Here is a 24832-nt window from a genome sequence, read left to right on the forward strand (position 1 = left end):
TATATAGGAGCAGTTGAGTTTTTAAATTCAAAGAAATGCTCTAATATTGGGCTATCAATGGGAAATGACCCTTGGGAATATCCTTTTTGGGTACTTTTGCGGCAAAATAATCAAGAAATAGTTAAAATTCAACATATCAATGTAAATAATAATTCAGCAGTTTTAGAAAAAGAAGATTCTTATAAAGATTTTGAACCTTGTGGGATTATTTCAATGGAAACTAAAAAAAGTAAAAATAATAAATATCAAGAGATTAATTTTAAAGGTAAAACTTATCTTCGAGCATGGGGTTCTTCAGACGTTGGTATATTTATTAAGTAGAATTTTATTACTGGATCTTAAATTTACGATTTACTGAGAAAATAATGTTAACGAAAATTTCTGTGGAAAAAATTCTTGAGCGTGCCTTGATGGGGTACGACTTATCTCCTGAAGAGGGAGTGATATTGTTACAACAAACAGAACCAGAAGCGATCGCAGCAATCCGTGCTACATCTGACACACTCCGCCACACTCAAGCAGGCGATACGGTTACATACATAATTAACCGTAATATCAACTTTACTAATATTTGTGAGCAGCATTGTAGTTTTTGTGCATTTCGTAGAGATGAAGGTGATGCTGGTGCATACTGGTTAGATTCGGCGCAAATTTTAGAAAAAGCGACAGATGCAGTGCAACGAGGTGCGACGGAAATCTGTATGCAGGGTGGGTTAAATCCACAAGCGCTGATAAATGGTAAATCTTTACCCTACTATCTCAAGGTAGTGGAAACCATCAAACAGGAATTTCCGCAGATTCATCTCCATGCTTTTTCCCCGCAAGAAGTGGAATTTATCGCCAGACTTGATGGGCTTGAGTATGCTGATGTGATTATTGCTTTGCGCGATGCTGGTGTTGGTTCAATGCCAGGAACAGCAGCAGAAGTATTAGACGATGAAGTAAGGCGGATATTGTGTCCAGAAAAGATTAATACAGCAACTTGGCTAGAAATTGTCAGCACCGCTCATAAATTAGGCTTACATACCACCAGCACCATGTTATCTGGGCATATTGAAACCCATGAGCAGCAAATCGGACATTTAGAAAAATTGCGATCGCTCCAACAAACCGCCATCGATCGGGGATATCCTGCAAAGATCACAGAGTTTATTTTATTACCCTTCGTTGGTCAAGAAGCACCCAAACCCTTACGTCGCCGTGTTGGACGCGATCAACCAGTTTTAAGCGATGCGCTGCTGCTAGGCGCTGTGGCACGGATTTACTTGGGTAATTGGATTCCCAACCATCAGCAGAGTTGGGTAAAACTGGGGCTTGCAGGTGCAACCGAAGCCTTACTTTGGGGTTGCAACGATATCGGGGGTACTTTGATGGAGGAGCATATCACTACAATGGCGGGTGCTTTGGGTGGTACATGTATGGAAGTGGAAACTTTAAAAACTGCGATCGCTTCTTTAGGGCGACCTTACCAACAACGCGAGACTCTTTATCAAAAAGTTAGGATTTAAGAGTTAGGATTAGCCCTTTCAAGGTAGATAAAAATTTTAGTTAAAAAATTCCTTTCCAATCTCTTTACTTTGTGTTTTCTGCACCTCTGGGGTTAAATAAATTACTTATTAACCCCAGAGGCACAGCAAAAAAAATGATATTAAAGTATGATTCGAAAAATTTCTAACTTCTGGTTACGTCATATACATCCTCGTTTGGCTCCCTTAATTGCAACAATTGGTATTGTTGGACTTACTAGTTGTCTTCTCATCCTTTTTGTTTTAGCACAACTGGCTGAAGAGGTTTTAGAGCGAGATGCTTTTAGATTTGATACTACTTTTCTGTTATGGCTACATCAGTTTGCCAATCCAAATTTAGATAATTTAATGCTGTTTATTACAAATCTTGGTAATCCTACTACAGTAATCATCGTTGTCGGCGTTAATCTATTATTACTTTGGTGGCGACGCTATCGAGAAGAAGCAAGATTTTTTATACTTGCTTGCCTGGGAGGATTCATTTTAAATACAGGGCTAAAGTTATTTTTTTCTAAACCTCGCCCGGAACTCTGGCATCAATTAATTTCTGAAAAATCTTTTAGTTTTCCTAGCGGTCATGCACTTGGCTCTATGGTGCTTTATGGTTTTATTGCTCACGAATTGGCAACTCATTATCCTCGTTTTGCCAAGTTGATTTACAGTTTGACACTTATTTTAATTGCTGCTATTGGTATTAGCCGCTTATATTTAGGAGTCCATTGGCCCACAGACATAATTGCAGGTTATGGAGTCGGCTTTTTGTGGCTAATGATATGTATTACGATGCTGAAATTGCAGAGATTAAGGCAAGGAAAGTCAGTTGATTAAATAGTCTTAACCTCTCATTCTATAAATCTAACTCACAAGCTAAGTAAGTTAGCACGGAAAAACCCAAGTATATTACGAAACGTAAATATGCTAAAAGTCTTTACTAATGACCAATGACAAAGGACAAATGACAGCCTTTACCAGTTAGCTTTAATTGCGCCGATCGACTTACTATTTTCCATAGACTGAAAACTGTTGCTCTCACTCTAGGTAGTAAGCCCATAACGAGAGCATTATCCCTTCTGAGGATTTCGTCGAATCGGCGATTGAAATCCATACTCACCAACTGCCACAGGATTTTTGTCAAGAGTCTAAGCGAGAAATCTGCACCCAGTTGGTAATCGAAAAACTACCGCCTCAACAACTAAATTTAAGTGTGTTGCTGTACTAAGGCAGCGAAGCAAACTATGCGCGTAGCGTCTGGTAGAGAAGCCATGACTATGATAATTATCCAATCAGATTTTTTAATCATCTAATTTTTTGCCCAAGATGCTTGTAAATGAACGCCTTTTAGGCAATGAAATAGCCCTTACCAACTTCCTACTCCTCATTCAATTGATCCCCAAGTTACCAATCCAAGATAGGATGGACGTTGATTTACGTATTCTTTTAATTAATGCATATGAAGCGCTATTGGTCGCGTTTGCTTGCGCTGGTTTTGGTTGTGTCTATCGGCTTAATGGGCTGTTCTGGCAGTCCAGATAGTTTGACTGGGGATTATCGCCAAGATACCTTAGCTGTGGTCAATGTGATGAGACAGGCTCTGAATCTATCACAAGATTCATCAGACAAAACAGCAGTTCAAGCAGAAGCGCGTCAGAAAATTAATGACTTTTCGGCTCGCTATCAGCGAGTTAACTCTGTTTCTGGTCTTGGTTCCTTTACAACCATGCGGACAGCCCTTAATTCCCTGGCTGGACACTACAGTTCTTACCCAAATCGTCCCGTACCCGAAAAACTCAAAAATCGTTTAGAGAAGGAATTACAGCAGGTTGAGGCGGCGCTAAAGCGTGGCGGTTAACTTTTAGACTAAGCGAAAAAACATCTAATTTGCATAACCAAATTAAATATAACTCTTGTGGGTTAGGCCGAAAAGCCCGCCTAGCTTATGCAATTTAAATGTGAAACAGCTTATTATCTATTCAATGATCAAGAATCAAGAGTCAAAAGTTTTGACTCTTGATTACCTTTTAAATTTTTCACTAAAAATTGTCTAAATCCGCAGTCCCAAATTCAACTTACTTTGTATCCATCCAATTTTCACCGACACGCGCCTCTACCAGCAACGGCACGCTCAACTGAACTGCATTTTCCATCACCGACTTAATTTGCGGTTGTAATTCTTTCCACTCATCAGGGGGAATTTCAAACACTAATTCATCGTGAACTTGCAACAATAAACGCGCCTGATAGTTCTTCAGAACCTCATGCAGTCTTACCATTGCAATTTTGATAATATCAGCGTTAGAACCTTGAATTGGTGCATTAGCCGCCGAGCGTAATAAACCCGCATCATAAGGGCCCAAATTCTTCAATTTACTCAGATCAATATCTTCTGGATTGCTGCCTTTTAATCTACGTAAACTATTATTAGTAAAATCAAAGTAACGACGACGACCGAGAATAGTTTCTACATAACCCAGAGCGATCGCTTCTTTTTTTACTTGCTCCAAATATGCAAAAACTCTAGGATATCGTTCATTAAACCGCTTAATGAACTCGTTGGCAATGTTCTTATCTATCCCAGTTGAGCGCGAAAATCTTAGAGAACCCATTCCATAAATCACGCCAAAATTGATAGTTTTTGCTATTCCTCGTTCTTCTGAGGTTATATTTTCTTTTTCAAATACTAACCGTGCGGTAACGGTGTGAACATCTTCATTTTGCTGATATGCTTGCACTAATATTGGCTCTTGACTCAAATGAGCCAAAATCCGCAATTCAATTTGTGAGTAATCAGCAGCTACCATTAACCAACCAGCTTCAGGCAAAAACGCCTTCCGAATTTGGCGACTAAAAGCTGTACGAATGGGGATATTTTGTAAATTTGGATTAGAAGAAGATAACCTACCAGTTGATGTTGCTGCTTGATTAAAATCAGTATGCACCCTCTGGGTATCTGGACGCACCAATGCAGGTAAGGCATCAACATAAGTAGACTTTAATTTAGATAGAGTGCGATACTCAATGATCGCCTCAACAAAACCACTTTTATCATCTTCTTGGAGTTTTTCGAGTGTGGCTGCGTCTGTAGAGAAGCCCGTTTGAATTCTACGAGAATGTTTGGTACTTAACCCCAACTTTTCAAACAATATTTGGCTCAATTGCTTAGGAGAACCCAAGTTAAAATTTTCCCCAGCTATTTCAGTTGCTTCCTCTTTTAACCTGGCTAACTCCGTTTCTAAATGCTGCGAAAGTTCTTTTAAATAAGCTGAATTAATGCGAACACCCGTGTATTCCATTAGGGCTAAAACCGCTTCTAGTGGCTGTTCCATTTCCACTAATAGCTTAGACAAAGTTGGAATTTGCTCCAGTTCCTCACGCAATTTCGGTACTAAGCCAAAGGTAGAATAAGCATCCATACCGCAGTAATCTGCAACAGAGGGAATATCTATATCAGCAATGGTTTTGCCTTTAGGAACTAAATCTAAGTAACTTTTTGCTATCAATCCCAAATATCGCTGCCCTAAATCCATCAAATTATGACTTGAGTCTGGATTTAGAATGTAACTTGCCAGCATGGGATCAAACACTACTCCTGCTAAATTAATCCCTTGACACTTTAAAACTAGGCGATCAAATTTAGCATTCTGTAAAGCTTTCGGATAATCAGCGCTTTCAAGAATTGGGCGTAATGCTTCTAGCACCAAATCTTTATGCAAATTTTCTCCAGTTTTATGCCCCAGAGGAATATAAGCTACCTCATCTGGTTGCATTCCCCAACAGCAACCAATTCCTACTAACTCAGCATCTCTTGGTTCTAAAGCGGTAGTTTCAGTATCCCAAGCAACGGGAATATCTGGGGTGGTGAATGTTTGCAAAAGTTTTACTAACTCAGTTAGTTTGGCTTCAGTGTTGATGATGCGTGGTGTAATAGGAGAAATAGATTTTTGTGGAACTGCTGCTGTATCACTAGCACTGAAAAACCACAAATCATTATCTCCATCATCTCTCAATTCTGAGTTAGCATCAGTTATGTCTGTTTTGGCTTCTTGCTTTTCTTCAAGTTTGCCACCAAAACGTTGTTGAAGATCGTTGATTTTCCCTAAAAAGGACTTGAATTCTAACTTTTCTAAAATGGGGGATAAGACGCTTGTATCAAATCCTTTTAATTTGCAATCTTCTAAATTAATTTCTATAGGGACATCTAAAACTATGGTTGCCAAATAACGAGACTTATCGGCATCTTCTTTACCACTTGCCAGTTTTTTCTGAGTTGCGCCTTTAATTTCATCTAATGCAGCATAAATATTGTCAAGGGAACCATAGGTATTTAGCAGTTGTACTGCTGTTTTTTCTCCAATCCCTTTAACTCCAGGAATATTATCTGATTTATCACCACAAAGAGCTTTGAAATCGATAATTTGTGAAGGTAAAACGCCCATCTTCTCTTTGACTTGTTCTGCTTCAAATTCCGTAATGCTATTTGTAGAGCGTTTTATGGCATCTGGACTAAAATTCAGAACAGTGATTTTTTTGTCAGAGTCGATCAGTTGAAATAAATCGCGATCGCCAGTTAAAATCTTCACCCTATACCCAGCCGCAGTTACTCGCTGCGCTAAGGTTCCTAAAACATCATCCGCCTCGAAACCAGGGGCAGTAAAAATTGGTAGATTGAAGCCATTCAGCAACTCATGCAGGTTTTCTAAGTCGGGAATGAAGTCTTCTGGCGTTTCTTTGCGATCGGCTTTATAAGTTTCGTCAGCTTCGTGGCGAAAAGTGGCCTCACCCAAATCAAAAGCGATCGCCATTGCTTGAGGCTGTTGTGTTGCCATTACCTCCAGCAAGCACTTCACAAAACCAAAACATATACTCGTAGGAATCCCTGCTTTAGTACGCAGTCCTCCATCTCGCCCTTTGGCGAAAGCAAAGTATGAACGATAAGCGAGGGAGTGTCCATCTACAAGGATGAACGTGGGGCGTGTTGCAGTTACAGAAGTGAAAGTTTCAGACATAGCCCTATTTTAGCCAGAAGCTTTGTCACATAGTTAGCAATTTCAGATGCTTGTTTAACTTGGTTTTGGCGACAATAGCGCACTTTTTGAGTGCAAATTAATTTGCGTATTATTTTAGACATCTAAATGTCTACGCATTTGCAGTTTTAGTACTGAAGCCCAGTAGAAGCAACTTTTGCCAGGTATACTACCCTAATTAAGTACGTGAGTATCAACATACTAACCAGATAGTAACCAAATCCCCAACTTCTTAGCAGAAATCGGGGATCTATACTCCTGAGCGCTTTATGTTTAATTCGATAGACCTAGCTTACTTCTCAGGAACCAACAAACACTAGCTTAGTATTTCGCCATCAGACTACCACTATCAAAGCCTCTCTTCCTTAATTAAACTTTATATGTACCAATCAATAAGTATATTTTCCGCAGGACTCGAATATAAAAGCTTTACATAAATTTACGTGTATTTATCAAGCCTACAAGTAAAGTTTCAGAGTTAGAAATAAGTGAGTAATCCCATAATGATTCGTTTTAGAAAAAATCTTTCATCATGAAAACAAAATTATTGAACACTCTGGCGGCTGCCACAACTTTGGCAGGAATAGTTGCAACATCTAGCGCAGCTAATGCAGCTTCTCTCTCGTACAGTAGTTCGATTGATTATAAATTGACAAATATCGTTGATGCACCTCTGAGCATCCAACAATTTAACTCATCTTTAGGCACTCTTAAGGGTGTAACGATAGGATTTACTGGCGATATACTTGGAAATGCAGGTTTTGAAAACACAGGTAATACTTCAAGTCAGGTGACAGTAAATCTTGCCAGTCAACTCACCTTAAAATTAAATAATCAGTCTCTGTTTGCGCTCAATCCACAAAATAGCTTCAGTTACGAAGTTGGTCAATTTGACAACAGCATTGATTTTGGTGGTACATCTGGAAAGACTGTTTCTGGACTAACTGCCACACAATCTGGTACTCAGTCTTTCACGAATACCCAATTATTGCAGTCTTTCATTGGTAATAGCAACATAGACTTTTTGTTCTCAGCTACAGCCAACTCAGTAATTTCAGGTTCAGGCAACATAGCATCTTATGTTCAAACGCTTGCCAAAACAAATATCAAAGTAACTTATGACTACGATGATGTTAAATCGATACCTGAACCCTCTGCCACACTTGGAGTTGCTTTAATCGCTGGGCTTTGTCTGTTGTCACAACGCAAAAAAAGCTGGATCAAAGGGTAAAATTCATAGACTTTCTTGAATAAGTGTTTTTTCCATCCTATCTATCCGTCAGGCTCTTTAATTTAAATTAAAAACCCCAATTTTTTCAAAAATTGGGGTTTTTTGTTATGATTATTATCCAGAATTTTGATAAATTTTGAACCATATTTAAAAATACTATAGCAATCTATAATCGTGTCATTCCGCATCATTATGTTATAAAAATTAGGTTGACTATAGAACCCAATTTTTGCTAATGTTTCCCACTCCTGTTAACCTCTTACTGGAATTTAAAATCTAGGAAATTATGCAGAAAGGATCTACCGATTATCAGGCTGCTGCAAAAGACATTAAACTACTAGTTTTGGATATAGACGGCACGATCGCAGGACACTCTAACACCATCAGCGCAGGTGTAAAGCAAGCTATTGTTGCAGCGCAAGCACGAGGAATTCCAGTGGCGATCGCTACAGGTAGAATGTATCGTTCAGCCTTGCGCTTTCATCAAGACATCGGCTCTACCTTACCATTAATGGCTTATCAGGGAGCCTGGATTCAAGACCCGAACACCCAACAAATTCATCGCCATTGGGCTGTTTCCAGCGAAATGGCCCACCAGCTACTCAACTATTTTGAACAGCCTGAGTTGCGATCGCTCCTATCTGTCCACTTTTACATTAACGATCAGCTATACGTCCGTGAAATAACCAGAGAAACCCAAATTTATGCAGAACGTTCTGGTATTACTCCGATTCCCGTTGGTGATTTGCGCCAAACCTTAACAAATGAACCGACAAAAATTCTCGCTTTGTCTGATGACATAGATTTAATCGATCGGTTATTGGGGAATTTGCGCCGCCAGTATACACCTGCTGAACTTTATCTCACAACATCTGTCGCTACCTTTTTTGAAGCAACTAATGCCTCTGTGAATAAGGGAACTGCTGTGCGTTACCTAGCCGAAGAATTACTGGGATTAGAGATAGCCAACGTTATGGCGATTGGTGATAACTTCAATGATGTAGAAATGCTAGAGTCTGTTGGACTTGGTGTAGCTATGGGTAATGCACCCGAAGGAGTCCAAGCGATCGCGCAGTGGGTAGCTCCTAGTGTAGAGGAAGACGGAGCAGCAGTAGCAATTGAAAAGTTTTTGCTGTAATGAGGACACTTTTTCAAGCCTAAACCCTATAAATCAGAAAGGACACCGACGACTGGCCGTGTTTCGTCTCGGTGCCCTAGCTGGTTCGCTCCTCACACACCTGCTAATGTAGCCGAGGTGATGCATTGAGTCAATAGCTATTATAAAAGTTTTTATTTGTGCCTAAGCGACATTACCGATTTATAACTCCAAGGGCGCAAAAACACCCAAGTTTTCCTCTAGTACGTATCTTAATACTGACTTAGTAGCCATAAGTAATCCGATTCTAGCTTGTGCTAACTCTGGTAATGTAACTTTCACCTCACCCCAAATCCGGCAATTAGACCAGAAGTCTTCAAAAGCTTGACTCAAATTCAGCGCTAATTTTTCCCATTTCACAGAACCGTTAATATCAGGGGACTCTATGTTGTCTACTACTTGTATTAACTCGGCAATTAAACGACGCTCACCTGGATGATTTAGTCGTAATGTTTCATCACCGTTGAGCCAAGGTAGAGGGTTAGGAGAAATAACATCCCAAAAACCTTGACTAGTATTTGTAACAGGTTGTTTAAGTTTAATCAATCCCTGTCGGTGAGCCAGCAATACCAGCGAACAGCAACGTGCATGGGCGTGCTGAACAGCAAACAAATTGGGCATTGGGCATTGGGCATTGGGCACAAAAGGTAGAGGGGCAAGGGGCAGGGGGCAAGGGAGAGAATTAAAAATTACCTCTTTCCCCCCTGCTCCCTGCTCCCTGCTCCCCTGCCCTCTTCCCACTTCCATCTCCCCCTCTTCCCCCGAACTCCCGACTACGAGACTTTGTAACCAAGTCGCTAAGGTCGAGTGAGTCAATTCAAAATGTATCCAGCCAGGGGGAACAATTTGGATGCTAAAAACGTCACCACAAGTCCTTGATAAATCAGATGCGATCGCACTAGCAAGCTCCATAGCTTTTCGATTCTGAGATTTTGACAGTTGCAGAGCCACACTTGAGGTATATAAAACTCTATTTTCATCTCTATCTTTATGTAGAAGATTTTTTTTATCTTTTATGCATCCATTTTCTGCATTATAAGTATCAATGCTTAGTGATTTTATTAAATAACCGTACAATAACTGCTTGATTGACTTATATTTGCTAACTGGTAATTTATAATGCACGTAATATTATTTAAACAGCCATGTAAGATATATTTGTTACTTTTCTGTCATCTATCTTGCGGTATAAATTGAATTTAGATGAAGAAAAATGAGAAGAGGATAAAATTTGATGAATAATCGATGAATAGTAAGTAAACTTTACTACCATCATTGTACAGTAGGAAGTATAACAAAAGAGTAGAGAGTAATTTGCTTTCTATTCTTTGGATTGGCTGGCGCTGTTAGGCGTTAAGCCTGCCTCGTCAACACAAAGACACTCCTTGCACCTTTTGATCACGTCTTTGTCTTCAGCCGAACGCTCTTTGTTACCTATGCAATCTCCATCCTCCTTTTCTGAGGCATCACGGCCTTTCTTAACTTGGCAACGAATTCTTGACTGGGCTCAAGAACACTATCGATGCCGTACCTTTAGCAAAGATGAGCGCATTCCAGCCCGGCCTGGATTGCTATATTTGGTGCAAAGGGGTGCGATCCGCATGGTAGGAACCGCCCAAGTTAGTGCAACAGCTAGTCAACTAACGTCTCGACGAATCAACAGAACCCCAGAAGAAGCGTTCTTGGGTTTTGTGGGAGCGGGACAGCCATTTGAAATTGTTGCTCAGTCGCCATTTACACTCCAGGCTTACGCCCATGTTGACCAAACTGCGGTGCTGTGGATGTACTGGCATGACCTAGACAACTGGCCTCACTTCCGTCGTGAAGTTATGGATGCCTTTAGGTATCAGCACCAGCGTAAGCTACTGTGGCTGAGTGCCTTGGGACAACGCCGTACAATTGATCGACTCTTAGGATTTCTCACATTGTTAATTGAGGAATATGGAGAGCCAGCAATGAGCGACACCGATCCTGATGTGATTCGCGGCTATTGTCTGCCTTTCCCCCTCACCCATGCCCAAATTGGTAGCGCGATTGGTTCGACCCGTGTCACCGTCACCCGCTTGATGGGTAAGCTGCGTCAACGCGGCTTAATCCTCACCCAAGGGGATAATTTAATTTGTTTGCCAGCAGAATCGATTAATAGAGCTGGTTAAAGCAGAGTTCAGAGCGGCGATTTCCGCCACTCTGCCTGAGTGTAATCCCAGGTGTCAGCGAATTTTGACAAATCCAGCTTGGGTAATCAATTCCTGTCCCTGCTCAGTCAGCAGTAAGTTGGCGTAAGCGACACCTGCTTGCTGCTCAGTCTGACCATTCTGTTTGACCACCACAAACAGATTGCGGGTAATCGGGTATTTTCCTGATTGGAAAGCCTCAATATTCAATTTGTTCCGTTTACCAGGACATTCAGACGGGAGGACAAATGTTTCTTGGTAAGGAGCAATATATTGCCCTTGTGTTCGCCCCAACGGTAAGGGTTTGATTGAACATTGAGGAATCACTTCTGGGGCAGAAGCGTAATAGATACCACCAGAACTACCAGCCAATTTTTGCAAGGCTTGGGTGGTTGTGGAGACAAATTCCACATTGGGGCTAAAAGCTTGACCACCCAAGATGTCTTGGACAAAAAGTTCTACAGTACCGCCATCAGCAATGCGTCGAGAATAGGGCTTGATCTGGATATTGGGGCCACCCACCTGGCTCCAATTATTGATTTTGCCTGTGTAAATTGACTTTAATTGGTCTACCGTCAGTCCTGAAATGTTGAGGTTAGGGTTGACTGCAACTGCTAAACCATCAATAGCTACAGGAATCTGTTTTAAAGTGAATCCACGCTGCTGGGCGCGGCTTAATTCCTGATCGAGAACTGGTCGGGAAGACTGGGTAAAGGCTAGTTGACCGTCTATCAGTGACTGGATGCCAGTACCAGAACCAGGAGATGCATTACTGGGTTCTACATAACGCAGCCGAAATTCTGGTCGCGCCGCTTGAATTGGTGAATCAACTACCAAGCGAATCGGTGCCCATGATGTACTGCCTCCGTAATTAAATAATCCTGTAGGAACATCCTTTACTGAAGTGAAAGTATTGCCACTAGGTTGTTCTGAGCCAGTTTGGGGCGTTTTGGTGCTACCAGAATTAATTGTATTTAGCTCAACACCAGACTTTCTACTAAACCACCAAAAACCGCCAGCTATTAGTCCGGCCGTGATTAGGATGGATAAAACAAGAATAGTCGTTTCATTTTTTTGAGACATAGTAAATTACCCGCACGTCCATTCAATATAAGTGCTTAATTTAATAGGTGCTTGCTACTTGAGATTGTATTGGCAGGACGGGTGTTTTGTTAGTGAATTATGACAAATCCTAACTTCTGATTATTTTAGGGTTCTAGATATAGTAAATTTCCTTTGAATTATTTGTTACTTCTGTTAGTTGATCTTAAAATTTTTCCCTATAAAGCTCAATTTCTCATCTTGAGAGCTTTTTTAGGTTAACTATTGGTTAATTTTTAATTTTTTATTGCTGATTAACGTACTGGCTCAAAGTCATAACCTGTGCGAGAGCGAGAACCAGGAACAATTTTTACAAGTTGGACTGGCGCATTGCGATCGCCTGATGCTAAAAACCGAATTGTACCAGAAGCGCCGGTGGCAGAGAAGTCAGAAGAAAAGAGTGCTTGTTGAACTCCAGAACGTGTGGGATTGCGTTTTAATGCGGCAATCAAAGCCACTGTAGCATCATAGCTGAGAGCGCTTCGCCAACTCACATCACCACCCCATAGCTGCCGAGATTTCTGGGGAAAATCTGACTTAAGATCGCCGTCAATATGCCAGGGAACTGCCACTAGCATCCCCACAGCTTGTTCTCTACCAATCTCTAAAGTTTTGGCGGTATAAACATCATCTCCTGCCAGCAGAGTTAACTTCTTTTGATTAATCTGAATTACTTGCAGCGCTTTATCGAGAGTTTCTGTGTTAGCAGCTAACATCAACACTTCTGCACCTTGTTTAGTTGCTTCTTCTATACTTTTAGCTGCACTAAAATCCGCCTTGGATAAATCAAATTCGCTGGATACCTGTCCACCTTCTAGGGAAACAGATGAAACAAACTCCGACTTTAAGGACTGGCTATAGTTGCTTTGTGAATTAAAGAAAACCACTGCATTTTTTTTCTGCAAAGTTCTGACCATATAGTTGGCTAAACTTCTCGCAGCCATAAAATCACTGGGAACCGTGCGAAAAACGTAGCGGCTAAAGTTAGAAATTTTGACAGATGTACTGGTAGGGGAAATTGCTACAAGCTGTCCAGAAGTATAAATAGTACCTGCGGCTAAAGTAGAATCGCTAGTGACGGGCCCAACTACACCTAATACTTCTGAATTGCTGACTAGGCTAGAAGCGATTTGCTTTGCTATTTCTGGATTGTCGTCGTCGTTAGCTATGCCTACCCGCAACAGTACTCCTTTGGCTCCCCCAGAGGTATTAATTTCATTTTGGGCTTGAGCGATGCCACGTAAAATTTCTAAAGAAGCATTGGGATCAGTGCTTATTGGTACAGAAGCTACAATGGTGTAACTCTTGGAAGAACCGATGCGGGCGTTATTAAGAAAGATCAGTGCTTCTGGATCGTTACGGTTGAGTTTTAGGGAATCTGTGAAATTAGCGATCGCTTTATCATAACTTTTCGCAGCCATCGCCTGGACTCCTTCTTTTTTTGCAGCAGAAACCGCACCTGGAGTCAAAGTTTTGTCCCCAAAACTAATTCGGTCTTGTAGGGATGGATTGTTAGCTGGTTCTGAACCTGGAATGATGGTATTACCTATTTTGGCTCCAGAGCCATTAGTAAACCACCACACACCACCGCCAACTATGCCAACTGTCAGCAACAGAGCCAAGGCTAAAATTTTGGTTTCATTCTTTTGTGACATGAACAAATTTTCATAAAATAGAAATGTTTATTATTTGGCTAAATCTGACTGTTTTGTTTATTTAATTCTGACAAATCCAGTCTTTTCGATCAGGTCTTGACTCTGAGGTGTCAGCAGCCAATCTGCATAAGCAACGCCTGCTTGCTGATCTGCTTGGCCATTCTGTTTAACAATTACAAATAAATTGCGGGTAATTGCATAATCTCCACTACGAAATGCCTGACTATTCAATTGATTACGTTTATTAGGACATTGAGATGGAGTTACAAATGGTTCTTGGTAAGGAGGCACAAATTGACTAGTTGTGCGTCCCAGTGGTATGGGTTTAATAATACACTGAGGTACAACCTCTGGGGCAGAAGCATAGTAAATTCCCCCAGGATTTGCAGCTACTTTTCGTACTGCTTCAGTGGTCGTGTCAACATAACTAATATTGGCACCAAACTTTTCTTTATTTAGAACATTTTCGACAAAGAATTCTACTGTACCCCCAGCTTCTTCGCTACGAGAGTAAGCTGTAATTGGTAAATTTGGCCCACCCACCTGTTGCCAATTAGTAATTTTGCCTGTGTAGATGTCTTTGAGTTGGGCGACAGTTAAACCAGGGATAGTAAGATTGTGGTTAACTGCGATCGCAATTCCATCAATCGCCACTGGAATTTCTTTCAGACTGAACCCTTTTTGTTGAGCTTCGGCATTTTCTTCAGCTTTAACTGAGCGAGAAGATTGAGAAAAAGCTAATTGATTGTCTATCAACATCCGAATACCAGTTCCAGATCCTGCTTGACCTGATGGAGGTTGAGTGTAGCGTAAGCTAAACCGAGGACACTGGCTTTGCAGTGAAGAATCTACATCTTTACGGATGGTTGCCCAGGTTGTGCTACCACCATAGTTGAATGTCCCCTTTGGGAGGTTGGACACGTTACATTTATTGACAAGCTTATTTACGGAGTTATCTGTATTACCAGTCTCCGAAGGTTTAGCAACAGTCCCATTTAGTTGCGCCCACCGTTCCATAAAAAACCATAAGCCACCAAAGATTAAACCAATGGTGATGACAACGGCTAAGAAAAGGCTAAGTGTTTCGTTTTTCTGAGACATTTTGTGGCTGTTAACACCATTAGTTTTTTTAGAGTATGAGAGATAATAATTTATAAATAAGTCGAAATATGGCTGTTAGTGAAATTGCTACCAAAGCGGCTGCAACTGATAAAATAATCACTCCCTGAATCTGAAGTGCTCCCTGTAAAAATGGGATAAAAAAAATAATTGCAAGAGTAATTATTGGAATAATTAATAAATCGAACTTTTCAATCCAACGCTTAGTTTGGGCAAATACCAGTATTCCCAAAATTACAGATGTCACGCTTAAAGTAACTATTAATGATTGTACTAGACTGAAGAGGGAGATCGCTATTAATGCGCCCTCAAATCCACTAAATGCCGCCCCGCCCAATAATTCCACTATAGAAAATGCTAATTGAGTTGCTGGACGCTGGGAGACGACGGGATGAGAAAGTTGAGGTGATTGTGGCGGAAGTGTTAGAGAAGGTGAATTAAGTTGTGTCGCAGCTAGAAACTGTGAATAAAGTGTATCAAGAACTTCCTGCGCCGACAGAAAACGCTGGTTAGCAGCAGGTAGCAGCATCTTATCTAAAATGTCAGCAAGGCGAGGATTGACACTCACTTGTTCGCGCCATTTCCACTGGTTTCTATAGGCATCAAATAGTTGAATTGCTTCTTGATTTGTTAACAACGTAATAATAGTGACAGCTAAAGCGTATAAGTCTGTAGATGGGAATACTTGCCCTCCAGACATCTGTTCAGGTGGTGCAAATCCCATAGAATAAATTCCTGTGGAAGAAGCAGCTCCTAGTGCAACATTTGTTACTTGCTTAACTGCGCCAAAATCTAATAGAAAAAGTTTCCCATCACGACGGCGCATGATGTTAGAAGGTTTAATATCTCTGTGGATAATGCCTCGCTCGTGGACAAACTTTAGCACCTTCAGGATTTCTTGCAGCACCTCTAAGACTTGGTGTTCAGAAAATTTGCCCTGTTGAACTAATTCTTCTTCTAAATTTTGCCCATCAATATATTCTTGTACTAAGTAAAAAAATTGGTCTTCCTGTCCTGATTGCGAACTATTAACTATCACTGGGAAAAAGGCAAACAGGTCAGGAATTTGTTCGTGATCGTTACCAAGTTGTGCTAGAACGTCTGCCTCTCTCTCAAACATTATCTGCGCTTGTTGCAGTTGAGTTAAGGTTAAATTACCCACTGGTTGAAACTGCTTAACCACGCATTGACGCATTCCTGGGATGCGGCGATCGCGTGCCAAAAATGCCGCTCCAAACCCGCCCCTTCCCAGCAACTTCGTAGGTACATATCGACCATCTAATAGCAGTGGCATACCACACGTAGTACAGTATTTTTGCTGCGTTGTTTTCAGGGTCGTAATATCGTCTAAATCAGCAAAATAGTTTTGTGGGCGCGGGCAACGTGGACGAGTACAGTAAACTTCCATTTTTGTGATTAGTCATTAGTCACTTGTACTGAGCGTAGTCGTACTCCTTCGGAGAAGCAAGCTACGCGTAGCGTCTCGTAGAGAAGTATTGGTCATTTACAAAAAACAAAGGACTAATAACCTTACCAATTTTAGATTTTAGATTTTGGATTTAAGGAAAAATTTCCCATCCAAAATCTAAAAGCTTGGCTTCATACCCTTGAATTAATTCGTGGAGATGAATCAAATAATTTCATGATCTCAAGCTCCACTTTTCCTATGGGAACAATCCAAAATCTTAAATTTAAAATCCAAAATTGTGTTACTAGATTTTAGTCTTCGCCAGAGGAGGCGGGTATTGCTATATCCAATGTAGTTAATACGATGTTTTTTTGTGTCAACTTTAACACATCTTGACTCCATCCAGGGTTAGCAAACTGGGGCAAAATTTCTTGACTAAAGGCTTCTGCGGCCTTGGATCTATAGCGATTGGGATTAAAAATCAACCATAGCGTCCGTTTGACGACTACCCCTTCAATAGGGGTACGGTGCAGAACACCCATTTGTAACTCTTTAGCGATCGCACTTGTTGAAACAAAAGCAGCCCCTAAACCAGATTGCACGGCATTCTTAATTGCTTCAATGGAATTTAGTTCCATTTCAACCTTAAAACGTCTGGTATCAATTTCACAGCGTCCTAGCACTTGGTCAATCACTTTGCGGATGGTCGATTGGGAATCTAGGGCAATGAATTGTAATTTATATAGGTCTTCTTTTTGGATTGTTTCAAGTTTAGCAAAGGGGTGAAAGACAGGTAAAATCAGCGCTAGTTCATCTTCTGCGTAAGAAAGAACTTCCAAAGATTCTGATAGTTCACCAGGAATTTCACCGCCGATTATTGCCAGATCAACTTGTCCATTAGCGACACTCCAAGCAGTCCGCCGGGTAGAGTGAACGTGTAATTGCACTGCCACATCTGGATATTTTTGTCGGAACATCCCGATCATTCTGGGCAAAAGATAAGTGCCGGTGGTTTGAGAAGCACCGACAATTAACGTACCACCTTGGAGATTTTGTAAATCCTCAATGGCGCGGCAGGTTTCTTGACACAGACTGAGGATTTTTTCACCGTAATTTAGAAGTAGATGTCCTGCTTCAGTTAATTGGGCACGTCGTCCTCCACGGTCGAATAAAGGGACATCTAGCTGCCGTTCAAGATTTTGGACTTGTAAGCTGACGGCAGGCTGTGAGACATAAAGACTATCGGCGGCACGTTTGAAGCTTCCTTCTTGTGCGATCGCTTTTAAAATCCGTAACTGATCTAAAGTGAAAGGAAGGTCAGACATAAGGCTCAACCCACAAACATTGAAAGGAGCGGATGCACACAACAAATAAACTTTGGCAGCAATCAGCCGCGTCTGATTTGTTGCATATTAAACTTGAAGACTTGACTCGAAAAGGACAGTAGCACAACATCTTGACTAAAGTCTCCTTTGGAATACTTTGTGGTATTGGTTGTACTGAATTCAATTTTCTTTAAATTACTTCACCCGTCTATATGTTGCTGATTTCTTGGTTGACACCCAGTCATTTTGTCATACTGGGGTTACAAATAGTTTTTGCGATCGCTCACAGTGGAGGCGCTGCTTTGCGTCCTTGGGCAGAAAAGTATATTGGCCCAAGGCTTTATCGCATTTTGTTTGCATTAGTCAGCCTCCCGTTGGCTGTGATATTAATTATTTACTTTTTTGGGCACCGCTATGATGGTTTGCAACTTTGGCAGGTACAAGGAGTGCCAGGAGTACGAGAATTTGTTTGGCTGCTGTCAGCAATCTCGTTTTTGTTTTTATATCCTGCTACCTTCAATCTACTAGAAATTGCTGCTATTCAAAAGCCCCAAGTTCATCTCTACGAAACAGGAATTATTCGAATTACCCGTCATCCCCAGATGGTAGGACAAATAATCTGGTGTGTTGCTCATACTCTGTGGCTGGGTACTACCTTTACCCTTGTGACTTCCATTGGATTGGTGTTGCATCACTTGTTTGGGGTTTGGCATGGGGATCGCCGTTTGAGCGATCGCTATGGAGAAGCCTTTGAAAATGCCAAACAACGAACTTCAATTATTCCCTTTAAGGCAATTATTGACGGCCGTCAATCTATCTTATGGCAGGAATTTCTCCGCCCTTCCTATTTGGGAGTTGCTATTTTTATCGCTTTGCTTTGGTGGTCGCACCCTCTGTTGATGGAAGCAACTGGTAGAATAAGATGGGAAATTTAAGCGATCCCCAGTGTCAGCAGAAAATCCCAAATAGATTGGAATTTCCGCTTATCAATTGCCCCGAATCAATGTAGGATAAATTCAAACATCTATCAGTGGGGGTGCGTTTAGTCGGCTTAAGATTTTATATTGGTAGTTGAAGACCCGTTGTCTTTCCTTGGGAGTCAGTAGCAGATTCAGGCAAATCCCAGGCGGACAAAGCAATCAGGAGTCTAACATCCGAAAAAGCCACGGTGAGAGTCGCAGTGGCTTTTTACGTCAGAGACACATCAACACACTGAATTTTTGCCCAATTATTCTGTGTCCTGAGATTTGGTTCCTGAAAGCATCTATCGGCAGTTACTGACTTACCAATCCTTCACTTCAGTATTGATAGGTAGTTTGATATAAAAACCTTATAATCCAAGAGGCGTCATGGTGTTGTCGGTTAGTGAACGGACATTTACTCAAGAAGTTTTAGAATCACCTATTCCTGTTTTAGTTAACTTTGAAGCACCTTGGTGTGGTTTGTGTCGGATTATACACCCACTGTTGTTGCAATTTCAAGCCCAATGTGGGGACGAAATTAAATTAGTTGGGGTTAACGCCGATCAAAATTTTAAATTGTCTACTACTTATAAGCTAAAGTCACTGCCAACTTTACTACTGATTCAAAATGGCACTGTTCGCCATCGCTTGGAAGGCTTTCGCGGCAGAGAAGATTTACGTCTAGCTTTAGAAGACATTAAAGCCAGCTACAGCAATTACGCGAAAATCTACAAGAGTCCAAAAACAGTGGACTTAGAGTGTCGGTCAGCTTGATGAATATTGGGAATAGGGCATGGGGAATAGGGCATGGGGCATTGGACAAATGACTAATGACCAATGACAAATGACTAATGACTAATGACCAAATCTAAAACCATGCTTAACACCCCACCCAATCAGTCTTGGGTGGGTTATTTTATCCTAAAGGGTGTGTGTCACAATTATTAACAGTTTCGACACGCTAAATCAAGAATTCTAAAAGTAGGCGTCAGTGATGGAAGTAATCTATCAGTATGCCTGGCTGATTCCGGTATTCCCTCTTTTTGGGGCAATGCTGGTCGGTCTAGGGTTAATCTCGTTGAATCAGGTGACAAACCGCCTACGGCAGCTTAACGCTGTGGTGATTATCTCCATGATGGCAGCAGCTATGGGGCTGTCGTTTGCCTTGTTATGGAGTCAAATTCAAGGACATGCGCCTTATCTCCGCACCTTTGAGTGGGCGGCAGCAGGTAATTTTCACCTGAGCATGGGCTACACTATTGACCACCTGACAGCCCTAATGCTGGTGATTGTCACAACAGTAGCCTGCTTAGTCATGGTTTATACCGATGGCTACATGGCTCACGATCCCGGCTACGTGAGGTTTTACGCCTATCTCAGTTTGTTTGGCTCCTCAATGTTAGGTCTGGTGATCAGCCCCAACCTAGTACAGATTTATATATTCTGGGAACTTGTGGGGATGTGTTCCTACTTGCTGGTCGGCTTTTGGTACGATCGCAAGTCAGCAGCCGATGCCGCTCAAAAAGCGTTTGTAACTAACCGCGTAGGTGACTTTGGTTTGTTACTCGGCATTTTGGGGCTATTCTGGGCGACAGGAAGCTTTGATTTTAATATCATGGGCGATCGCCTCGCCGAACTCGTGCAATCAGGTTCTATCAGCAACTTCCTCGCTGTCCTGTTGGCGATTTTAGTTTTCTTAGGCCCAGTTGCGAAATCAGCCCAATTCCCTCTCCATGTCTGGCTACCAGATGCAATGGAAGGCCCCACCCCCATTTCTGCCTTGATTCACGCGGCAACAATGGTGGCGGCTGGTGTTTTCCTCATTGCCCGGATGTACCCAGTATTTGAACACGTTCCAGCCGCAATGAACGTCATTGCCTATACTGGGGCGTTTACGGCGTTTTTGGGGGCAACCATTGCTATTACCCAAAACGACATCAAGAAGGGCTTGGCTTACTCCACCATCTCCCAACTTGGTTACATGGTGATGGCAATGGGAATAGGTTCCTACAGTGCTGGACTATTCCACCTGATGACCCACGCCTATTTTAAGGCGATGCTGTTCTTGGGTTCAGGTTCAGTAATTCACGGTATGGAAGGTGTTGTTGGACACGACCCCGCCCTAGCGCAAGATATGCGCTTGATGGGTGGACTGCGAAAGTATATGCCTGTCACCTCAATTACCTTTTTGATTGGTTGCTTGGCAATTTCTGGTATTCCACCCTTTGCTGGTTTCTGGTCAAAAGATGAAATTCTAGGGAAAGCTTTTGAGGCTAATCCATTCCTCTGGTTGATTGGCTGGCTAACTGCCGGGATTACAGCTTTCTATATGTTTAGAATGTATTTCTCGACATTTGAAGGCGAATTTCGGGGTAATGACGAGAAAATCAAGGAAAAACTCAAGAAGGCTGCGGCGACAATTGTCCTGGAATTAGAGTCAGCAGAACCAGCCCCGAATTTTGGGCCTGGGGCGATGAAGAAAGGAGAATTGGCCGCAACTAGCGAGCATCATGACTCCCATGACTCCCACGGGCATCACAGCGACTCACCCCACGAATCGCCGTGGACAATGACGCTACCGTTGGCACTGCTAGCAGTGCCTTCGATTTTGATTGGTTTGGTGGGAACACCCTACGCCAATTATTTTGAAGAGTTTATCTTTCCTCCTAGCGAAACCCTTTCCGAAGTTATAGAAAAGGCTGCCGAGTTCAATCCGACGGAATTCTACATCATGGCGGGTGCTTCAGTCGGAATATCTTTAATTGCGATTACCCTGGCTTCGCTGATGTATTTGCGCCGTAAAATTGACCCGGCTGCGATCGCTGCTCAAATCAAACCACTTTACGAGTTATCCCTTAACAAGTGGTACTTTGATGACATTTACCATCGGGTTTTTGTCCTCGGCTTGCGTCGCCTAGCTAGACAAGTTATGGAAGTTGACTTCCGCGTTGTAGATGGTGCTGTTAACCTTACAGGCTTCTTCACCCTTGTTAGCGGTGAAGGTCTGAAGTACCTAGAAAACGGTCGCGCTCAATTCTATGCCTTGATTGTGTTTGGGGCGGTTTTGGGCTTAGTGATTGTCTTTGGTGTTACCTAATTTTTGTAGGGGTGGGCGACTGTCCGCCCCTAATTTTTTTAAGAGTCTAATTTAGACTCTTTTTTTTGGCGGATAGTTCAGTAATTCGATAGTTTAGAAAAAGGCAGTGAATAGGCACATGACAAAGAAGAAATACATTTACTGGCAAGATGATGATATGTGGTTAGGTTATCTCGAAGAATATCCTGACTATTGGACTCAGGGTAAAACCGAAGAGGAGCTAAAAGAAAATCTACTCGATATTTACAGTGAATTAACAAGTGGAAATATCCAAAATATTCGTAGAGTTGCAGAACTTGAAGTTTCATGAAACGAAGAGATTTAATCACTAAGATTGAAGAAACTCTATTAAAAAGCGAAGACAAGCTATTTAGTCATAGCTGCGATCGCTATTCACAGCGCATCTATCTACGATATGCTGCCCTACGCAGAGAAGACATCGCTCTTGAGTTAATATAGGCATAAAACTAAGTAATTGTTGATTTCTTATGCTATATCAACCAATTTCAACAATTCTACCCAAAATACGCGAAAACTTAAAACAACTTTATGGAGAACAATTAGACAAACTAATTTTATTTGGTTCACAAGCCAGAGGAACAGCACAACCAGACTCAGATATTGATATTTTAATTGTATTAAAAGATGTCTTTAACTATTCTCAAGAAAGTGAAAAGATCAGTCAAATTATTGCTGATTTATGTCTAGAATATAACGTTTTAATTAGTTGTGCTTTTGCTACTAGTGAACAACTAGAAAATTATAATAGTGGTTTCTTTCGTAATGTCAGGCAAGATGGGTTATTAATATAACCCCTGAACAACTAAGACTCCTAGAAAAAGCAGAGAGAAGTTTGCAAGCAGCACAAGAACTCAACCAAAAAGGTTTTGCTGAATTTGCAGCATCTCGTGGCTATTACGCAATGTTTTATATTGCTACCGCTTTTTTAGAAGGGGAAGGGCTTGCTTACTCTAAACATTCAGCCGTAATTGCTGCTTTTGGAGAAAGATTTGCACGTCTACAACGAGTTCTTCGTGAATTTCATCGTTATTTAATTGATGCAGAAAGAACTCGTTTACGCGCTGACTATAATACTGATCCTAATATTAACCAAGCTGATGCCGAGCAGATTATTCAAATAACTCTCGAAATTCTTAATTATGCCAAAGCAAATATTGACTCTTTATCCTCTTGAACAAGCACAAAAAGAGCTTTATCATTGCGATCGCACCCCTAAACTATAATTTTACCAACTTTTTTAGGGTAAATTTTTGACTGGACTGGGAGTATCACAACGCACATTCCGCACCCCCAAATGTCAAAAAAGACTTCCAAGAGAAGAAACGAGGGATTGCCAATTTAATTAAATCAACCTAACGAGGAAGACGAAATCCCCAAAAAGCTGTTACTTAATAACTAGTGACTTTTTGCCAAACATGATTTTGATAGCAGACGAATTGTGATGAATATAGCTAATTTTCCGTGGCTGACGACGATTATTCTGTTTCCGATAGCCGCGTCGCTACTTCTTCCCGTCATTCCTGATAAAGAAGGCAAAACAGTGCGCTGGTACTCCCTTATCGTGGGGCTGATAGATTTTGCACTAATTGTTTATGCTTTTTATACTGGGTATGATTTCTCCAATCCAGATTTGCAGTTGGTGGAAAGTTACCCCTGGGTACCACAAATGGGTTTGAATTGGTCAGTAGGGGCAGATGGCTTATCCATGCCCCTAATTATTTTGACTGGATTCATTACCACGCTGGCGATTTTAGCAGCTTGGCCTGTCACCTTCAAGCCCAAGCTATTTTACTTCTTGATTTTGGCGATGTATGGCGGTCAGATTGCCGTGTTCGCCGTCCAGGATATGCTGTTATTTTTCCTGGTGTGGGAACTGGAACTAGTACCGATATACTTCCTGCTGTCAATTTGGGGAGGCAAAAGACGGCAATATGCAGCGACCAAATTCATTTTATACACCGCAGGCGGTTCGCTGTTTATTTTGCTGTCTGCCCTGACAATGGGATTTTACGGCGATACGGTGACGTTCGACATGCGAGCGATCGCCTTAAAAGATTTCGCGCTGAATTTCCAACTTGCCCTTTATGCTGGCTTCCTGATTGCCTACGCCGTCAAGTTGCCGATTATTCCCTTGCACACCTGGCTACCTGATGCCCATGGTGAAGCTACAGCCCCCGTACACATGTTATTAGCAGGTATTCTCTTGAAAATGGGCGGTTACGCCTTAATTCGGATGAATGCTCAAATGCTCCCCGATGCCCACGCTTATTTTGCACCAGTGTTGGTAGTTTTGGGGGTAGTTAATATCATCTACGCTGCCTTAACATCCTTTGCCCAGCGCAACCTGAAGCGAAAAATTGCTTACTCCTCAATTTCTCACATGGGCTTTGTGATGATTGGTATTGCCTCCTTCACTGATTTGGGATTGAGTGGAGCGGTGTTACAAATGGTTTCCCACGGGTTAATTGGGGCGAGTTTATTCTTCCTGGTTGGCGCAACTTACGATCGCACCCACACCCTGATGTTGGATGAAATGGGCGGTGTCGCGAAGAGAATGCCGAAGATTTTCGCCATGTTCACTACCTGTTCGATGGCTTCTTTGGCATTGCCGGGGATGAGCGGTTTCGTGGCAGAATTAATGGTATTTGTTGGCTTTGCTACTAGCGATGCTTATAGCTCTACCTTCAAAGTTATCGTGGTGTTCTTGATGGCAGTTGGAGTAATTTTAACTCCGATTTATCTGCTGTCGATGTTACGAGAAATTTTTTACGGAGAAGAGAACAAGGAATTAGTTTCTCACCAAGCTTTGATAGATGCTGAACCCCGCGAAGTATTTATCATTGCCTGTTTGTTAATTCCAATTATTGGTATTGGTTTCTATCCAAAATTGCTGACTCAAATGTATGACGCGACAACTGTACAATTGACAGCAAGATTGCGTGATTCCGTGCCGACATTAGCACAGAAACAAGAAGAAACGCTAAAGGTTTCTTTGAGTGCGCCTCAAATTGGTAATTAAGTTGCGATCGCTAGTTT

General features: G+C 41.7%; 21 protein-coding genes and 1 pseudogene. 15 read left to right on the forward strand and 7 right to left on the reverse strand.

Annotated features, from left to right (window positions below; genetic code table 11):
• The 4 genes and pseudogenes from GNF10_RS04065 to psb27 form a co-directional block, all read left to right on the forward strand.
• A pseudogene (locus GNF10_RS04065) lies at window positions 1–321 on the forward strand (hypothetical protein); the annotation flags it as partial.
• 44 nt (window positions 322–365) lie between these two features.
• Complete coding sequence (gene cofH / locus GNF10_RS04070) at window positions 366–1508, forward strand: 7,8-didemethyl-8-hydroxy-5-deazariboflavin synthase subunit CofH (RefSeq protein ID WP_185580924.1); 1143 nt, start codon at window positions 366–368, stop codon at window positions 1506–1508.
• Between the two features lie 147 nt (window positions 1509–1655).
• Window positions 1656–2354 carry a phosphatase PAP2 family protein gene (locus tag GNF10_RS04075; protein WP_185580925.1) on the forward strand — a complete coding sequence of 233 codons (699 nt, stop codon included), beginning with the start codon at window positions 1656–1658 and terminating at the stop codon, window positions 2352–2354.
• Between the two features lie 616 nt (window positions 2355–2970).
• Complete coding sequence (psb27, locus tag GNF10_RS04080; RefSeq protein ID WP_175586534.1) at window positions 2971–3375, forward strand: photosystem II protein Psb27; 405 nt, start codon at window positions 2971–2973, stop codon at window positions 3373–3375.
• Between the two features lie 217 nt (window positions 3376–3592).
• On the opposite strand, the gene polA is transcribed toward psb27, so the two are convergent.
• Window positions 3593–6529, reverse strand: a complete 2937-nt coding sequence (gene polA / locus GNF10_RS04085) for a DNA polymerase I (RefSeq protein WP_185580926.1) — start codon at window positions 6527–6529, stop codon at window positions 3593–3595.
• Window positions 6530–7079: 550 nt separating this feature from the next.
• Between polA and GNF10_RS04090 the strand changes: the two genes are divergently transcribed.
• Together GNF10_RS04090 and GNF10_RS04095 are read left to right on the forward strand one after the other, a co-directional pair.
• Window positions 7080–7778 (forward strand): choice-of-anchor E domain-containing protein, encoded by a 699-nt coding sequence (locus GNF10_RS04090; protein ID WP_185580927.1) that lies wholly within the window; start codon window positions 7080–7082, stop codon window positions 7776–7778.
• Between the two features lie 286 nt (window positions 7779–8064).
• Window positions 8065–8916, forward strand: coding sequence for a Cof-type HAD-IIB family hydrolase (locus GNF10_RS04095; RefSeq protein ID WP_185581876.1), 852 nt, complete (start codon window positions 8065–8067; stop codon window positions 8914–8916).
• Between the two features lie 180 nt (window positions 8917–9096).
• On the opposite strand, the gene GNF10_RS04100 is transcribed toward GNF10_RS04095, so the two are convergent.
• A complete protein-coding gene (locus GNF10_RS04100) occupies window positions 9097–10059 on the reverse strand; it encodes a DALR anticodon-binding domain-containing protein (RefSeq protein WP_185591949.1) in 963 nt (320 codons plus the stop codon).
• Window positions 10060–10370: 311 nt separating this feature from the next.
• Here GNF10_RS04100 and GNF10_RS04105 point away from each other — a divergent pair, with 311 nt between their 5' ends.
• The gene (locus tag GNF10_RS04105) at window positions 10371–11090 is read left to right on the forward strand and encodes a Crp/Fnr family transcriptional regulator (RefSeq protein ID WP_012412419.1); all 720 of its coding nucleotides are present in this window, start codon (window positions 10371–10373) and stop codon (window positions 11088–11090) included.
• Window positions 11091–11144: 54 nt separating this feature from the next.
• Here the strand turns inward: GNF10_RS04105 and GNF10_RS04110 are convergent, their stop codons facing one another.
• The 5 genes from GNF10_RS04110 to GNF10_RS04130 form a co-directional block, all read right to left on the reverse strand.
• A complete protein-coding gene (locus GNF10_RS04110) occupies window positions 11145–12191 on the reverse strand; it encodes a PstS family phosphate ABC transporter substrate-binding protein (protein ID WP_185581020.1) in 1047 nt (348 codons plus the stop codon).
• A gap of 272 nt (window positions 12192–12463) precedes the next feature.
• A complete protein-coding gene (locus GNF10_RS04115; protein ID WP_185584726.1) occupies window positions 12464–13864 on the reverse strand; it encodes an ABC transporter substrate-binding protein in 1401 nt (466 codons plus the stop codon).
• Window positions 13865–13921: 57 nt separating this feature from the next.
• Window positions 13922–14965 carry a PstS family phosphate ABC transporter substrate-binding protein gene (locus GNF10_RS04120; RefSeq protein ID WP_185584725.1) on the reverse strand — a complete coding sequence of 348 codons (1044 nt, stop codon included), beginning with the start codon at window positions 14963–14965 and terminating at the stop codon, window positions 13922–13924.
• A gap of 28 nt (window positions 14966–14993) precedes the next feature.
• A complete protein-coding gene (locus tag GNF10_RS04125) occupies window positions 14994–16391 on the reverse strand; it encodes a serine/threonine-protein kinase (protein ID WP_185584724.1) in 1398 nt (465 codons plus the stop codon).
• Window positions 16392–16702: 311 nt separating this feature from the next.
• On the reverse strand, window positions 16703–17716 hold the full coding sequence (locus tag GNF10_RS04130; RefSeq protein ID WP_185584723.1) for a LysR family transcriptional regulator: 1014 nt from the start codon (window positions 17714–17716) through the stop codon (window positions 16703–16705).
• 212 nt (window positions 17717–17928) lie between these two features.
• Between GNF10_RS04130 and GNF10_RS04135 the strand changes: the two genes are divergently transcribed.
• The 8 genes from GNF10_RS04135 to GNF10_RS04170 all read left to right on the forward strand — a co-directional run bounded on the left by GNF10_RS04135 (window position 17929) and on the right by GNF10_RS04170 (window position 24815).
• Window positions 17929–18651, forward strand: coding sequence for an NnrU family protein (locus GNF10_RS04135; RefSeq protein ID WP_185584722.1), 723 nt, complete (start codon window positions 17929–17931; stop codon window positions 18649–18651).
• 414 nt (window positions 18652–19065) lie between these two features.
• On the forward strand, window positions 19066–19452 hold the full coding sequence (locus GNF10_RS04140; protein ID WP_179072891.1) for a co-chaperone YbbN: 387 nt from the start codon (window positions 19066–19068) through the stop codon (window positions 19450–19452).
• Between the two features lie 220 nt (window positions 19453–19672).
• Window positions 19673–21775: an NAD(P)H-quinone oxidoreductase subunit 5 gene (locus tag GNF10_RS04145; protein ID WP_185584721.1), complete on the forward strand. Its 2103-nt coding sequence runs from the start codon at window positions 19673–19675 to the stop codon at window positions 21773–21775.
• Between the two features lie 118 nt (window positions 21776–21893).
• Complete coding sequence (locus tag GNF10_RS04150) at window positions 21894–22085, forward strand: type II toxin-antitoxin system HicB family antitoxin (RefSeq protein WP_185584720.1); 192 nt, start codon at window positions 21894–21896, stop codon at window positions 22083–22085.
• Window positions 22082–22234, forward strand: coding sequence for a hypothetical protein (locus GNF10_RS04155; protein WP_185584719.1), 153 nt, complete (start codon window positions 22082–22084; stop codon window positions 22232–22234). The genes GNF10_RS04150 and GNF10_RS04155 overlap by 4 nt, the downstream gene beginning before the upstream one ends.
• Before the next feature lie 29 nt (window positions 22235–22263).
• The gene (locus GNF10_RS04160; RefSeq protein WP_185584718.1) at window positions 22264–22587 is read left to right on the forward strand and encodes a nucleotidyltransferase domain-containing protein; all 324 of its coding nucleotides are present in this window, start codon (window positions 22264–22266) and stop codon (window positions 22585–22587) included.
• Window positions 22584–22970 carry a HEPN domain-containing protein gene (locus tag GNF10_RS04165; RefSeq protein WP_185584727.1) on the forward strand — a complete coding sequence of 129 codons (387 nt, stop codon included), beginning with the start codon at window positions 22584–22586 and terminating at the stop codon, window positions 22968–22970. The genes GNF10_RS04160 and GNF10_RS04165 overlap by 4 nt, the downstream gene beginning before the upstream one ends.
• A gap of 267 nt (window positions 22971–23237) precedes the next feature.
• Window positions 23238–24815 carry an NAD(P)H-quinone oxidoreductase subunit 4 gene (locus GNF10_RS04170; protein ID WP_185584717.1) on the forward strand — a complete coding sequence of 526 codons (1578 nt, stop codon included), beginning with the start codon at window positions 23238–23240 and terminating at the stop codon, window positions 24813–24815.
• Window positions 24816–24832: the final 17 nt, after the last annotated feature.

The organism is Nostoc sp. UCD121, from assembly GCF_014222285.1.
Taxonomy (GTDB): domain Bacteria; phylum Cyanobacteriota; class Cyanobacteriia; order Cyanobacteriales; family Nostocaceae; genus Nostoc.

Coding starts and splice junctions, on each gene's coding strand:
- GNF10_RS04160 (WP_185584718.1), top strand. CDS start 22,264: ATGCTATATCAACCAATTTCAACAATTCTACCCAAAATACGCGAAAAC.
- GNF10_RS04095 (WP_185581876.1), top strand. CDS start 8,065: ATGCAGAAAGGATCTACCGATTATCAGGCTGCTGCAAAAGACATTAAA.
- polA (WP_185580926.1), bottom strand. CDS start 6,529: ATGTCTGAAACTTTCACTTCTGTAACTGCAACACGCCCCACGTTCATC.
- GNF10_RS04155 (WP_185584719.1), top strand. CDS start 22,082: ATGAAACGAAGAGATTTAATCACTAAGATTGAAGAAACTCTATTAAAA.
- GNF10_RS04105 (WP_012412419.1), top strand. CDS start 10,371: ATGCAATCTCCATCCTCCTTTTCTGAGGCATCACGGCCTTTCTTAACT.
- GNF10_RS04170 (WP_185584717.1), top strand. CDS start 23,238: ATGAATATAGCTAATTTTCCGTGGCTGACGACGATTATTCTGTTTCCG.
- GNF10_RS04125 (WP_185584724.1), bottom strand. CDS start 16,391: ATGGAAGTTTACTGTACTCGTCCACGTTGCCCGCGCCCACAAAACTAT.
- GNF10_RS04075 (WP_185580925.1), top strand. CDS start 1,656: ATGATTCGAAAAATTTCTAACTTCTGGTTACGTCATATACATCCTCGT.
- GNF10_RS04090 (WP_185580927.1), top strand. CDS start 7,080: ATGAAAACAAAATTATTGAACACTCTGGCGGCTGCCACAACTTTGGCA.
- GNF10_RS04130 (WP_185584723.1), bottom strand. CDS start 17,716: ATGTCTGACCTTCCTTTCACTTTAGATCAGTTACGGATTTTAAAAGCG.
- GNF10_RS04140 (WP_179072891.1), top strand. CDS start 19,066: ATGGTGTTGTCGGTTAGTGAACGGACATTTACTCAAGAAGTTTTAGAA.
- GNF10_RS04120 (WP_185584725.1), bottom strand. CDS start 14,965: ATGTCTCAGAAAAACGAAACACTTAGCCTTTTCTTAGCCGTTGTCATC.
- GNF10_RS04150 (WP_185584720.1), top strand. CDS start 21,894: ATGACAAAGAAGAAATACATTTACTGGCAAGATGATGATATGTGGTTA.
- cofH (WP_185580924.1), top strand. CDS start 366: ATGTTAACGAAAATTTCTGTGGAAAAAATTCTTGAGCGTGCCTTGATG.
- GNF10_RS04145 (WP_185584721.1), top strand. CDS start 19,673: ATGGAAGTAATCTATCAGTATGCCTGGCTGATTCCGGTATTCCCTCTT.
- GNF10_RS04110 (WP_185581020.1), bottom strand. CDS start 12,191: ATGTCTCAAAAAAATGAAACGACTATTCTTGTTTTATCCATCCTAATC.
- GNF10_RS04115 (WP_185584726.1), bottom strand. CDS start 13,864: ATGTCACAAAAGAATGAAACCAAAATTTTAGCCTTGGCTCTGTTGCTG.
- GNF10_RS04135 (WP_185584722.1), top strand. CDS start 17,929: ATGTTGCTGATTTCTTGGTTGACACCCAGTCATTTTGTCATACTGGGG.
- psb27 (WP_175586534.1), top strand. CDS start 2,971: ATGCATATGAAGCGCTATTGGTCGCGTTTGCTTGCGCTGGTTTTGGTT.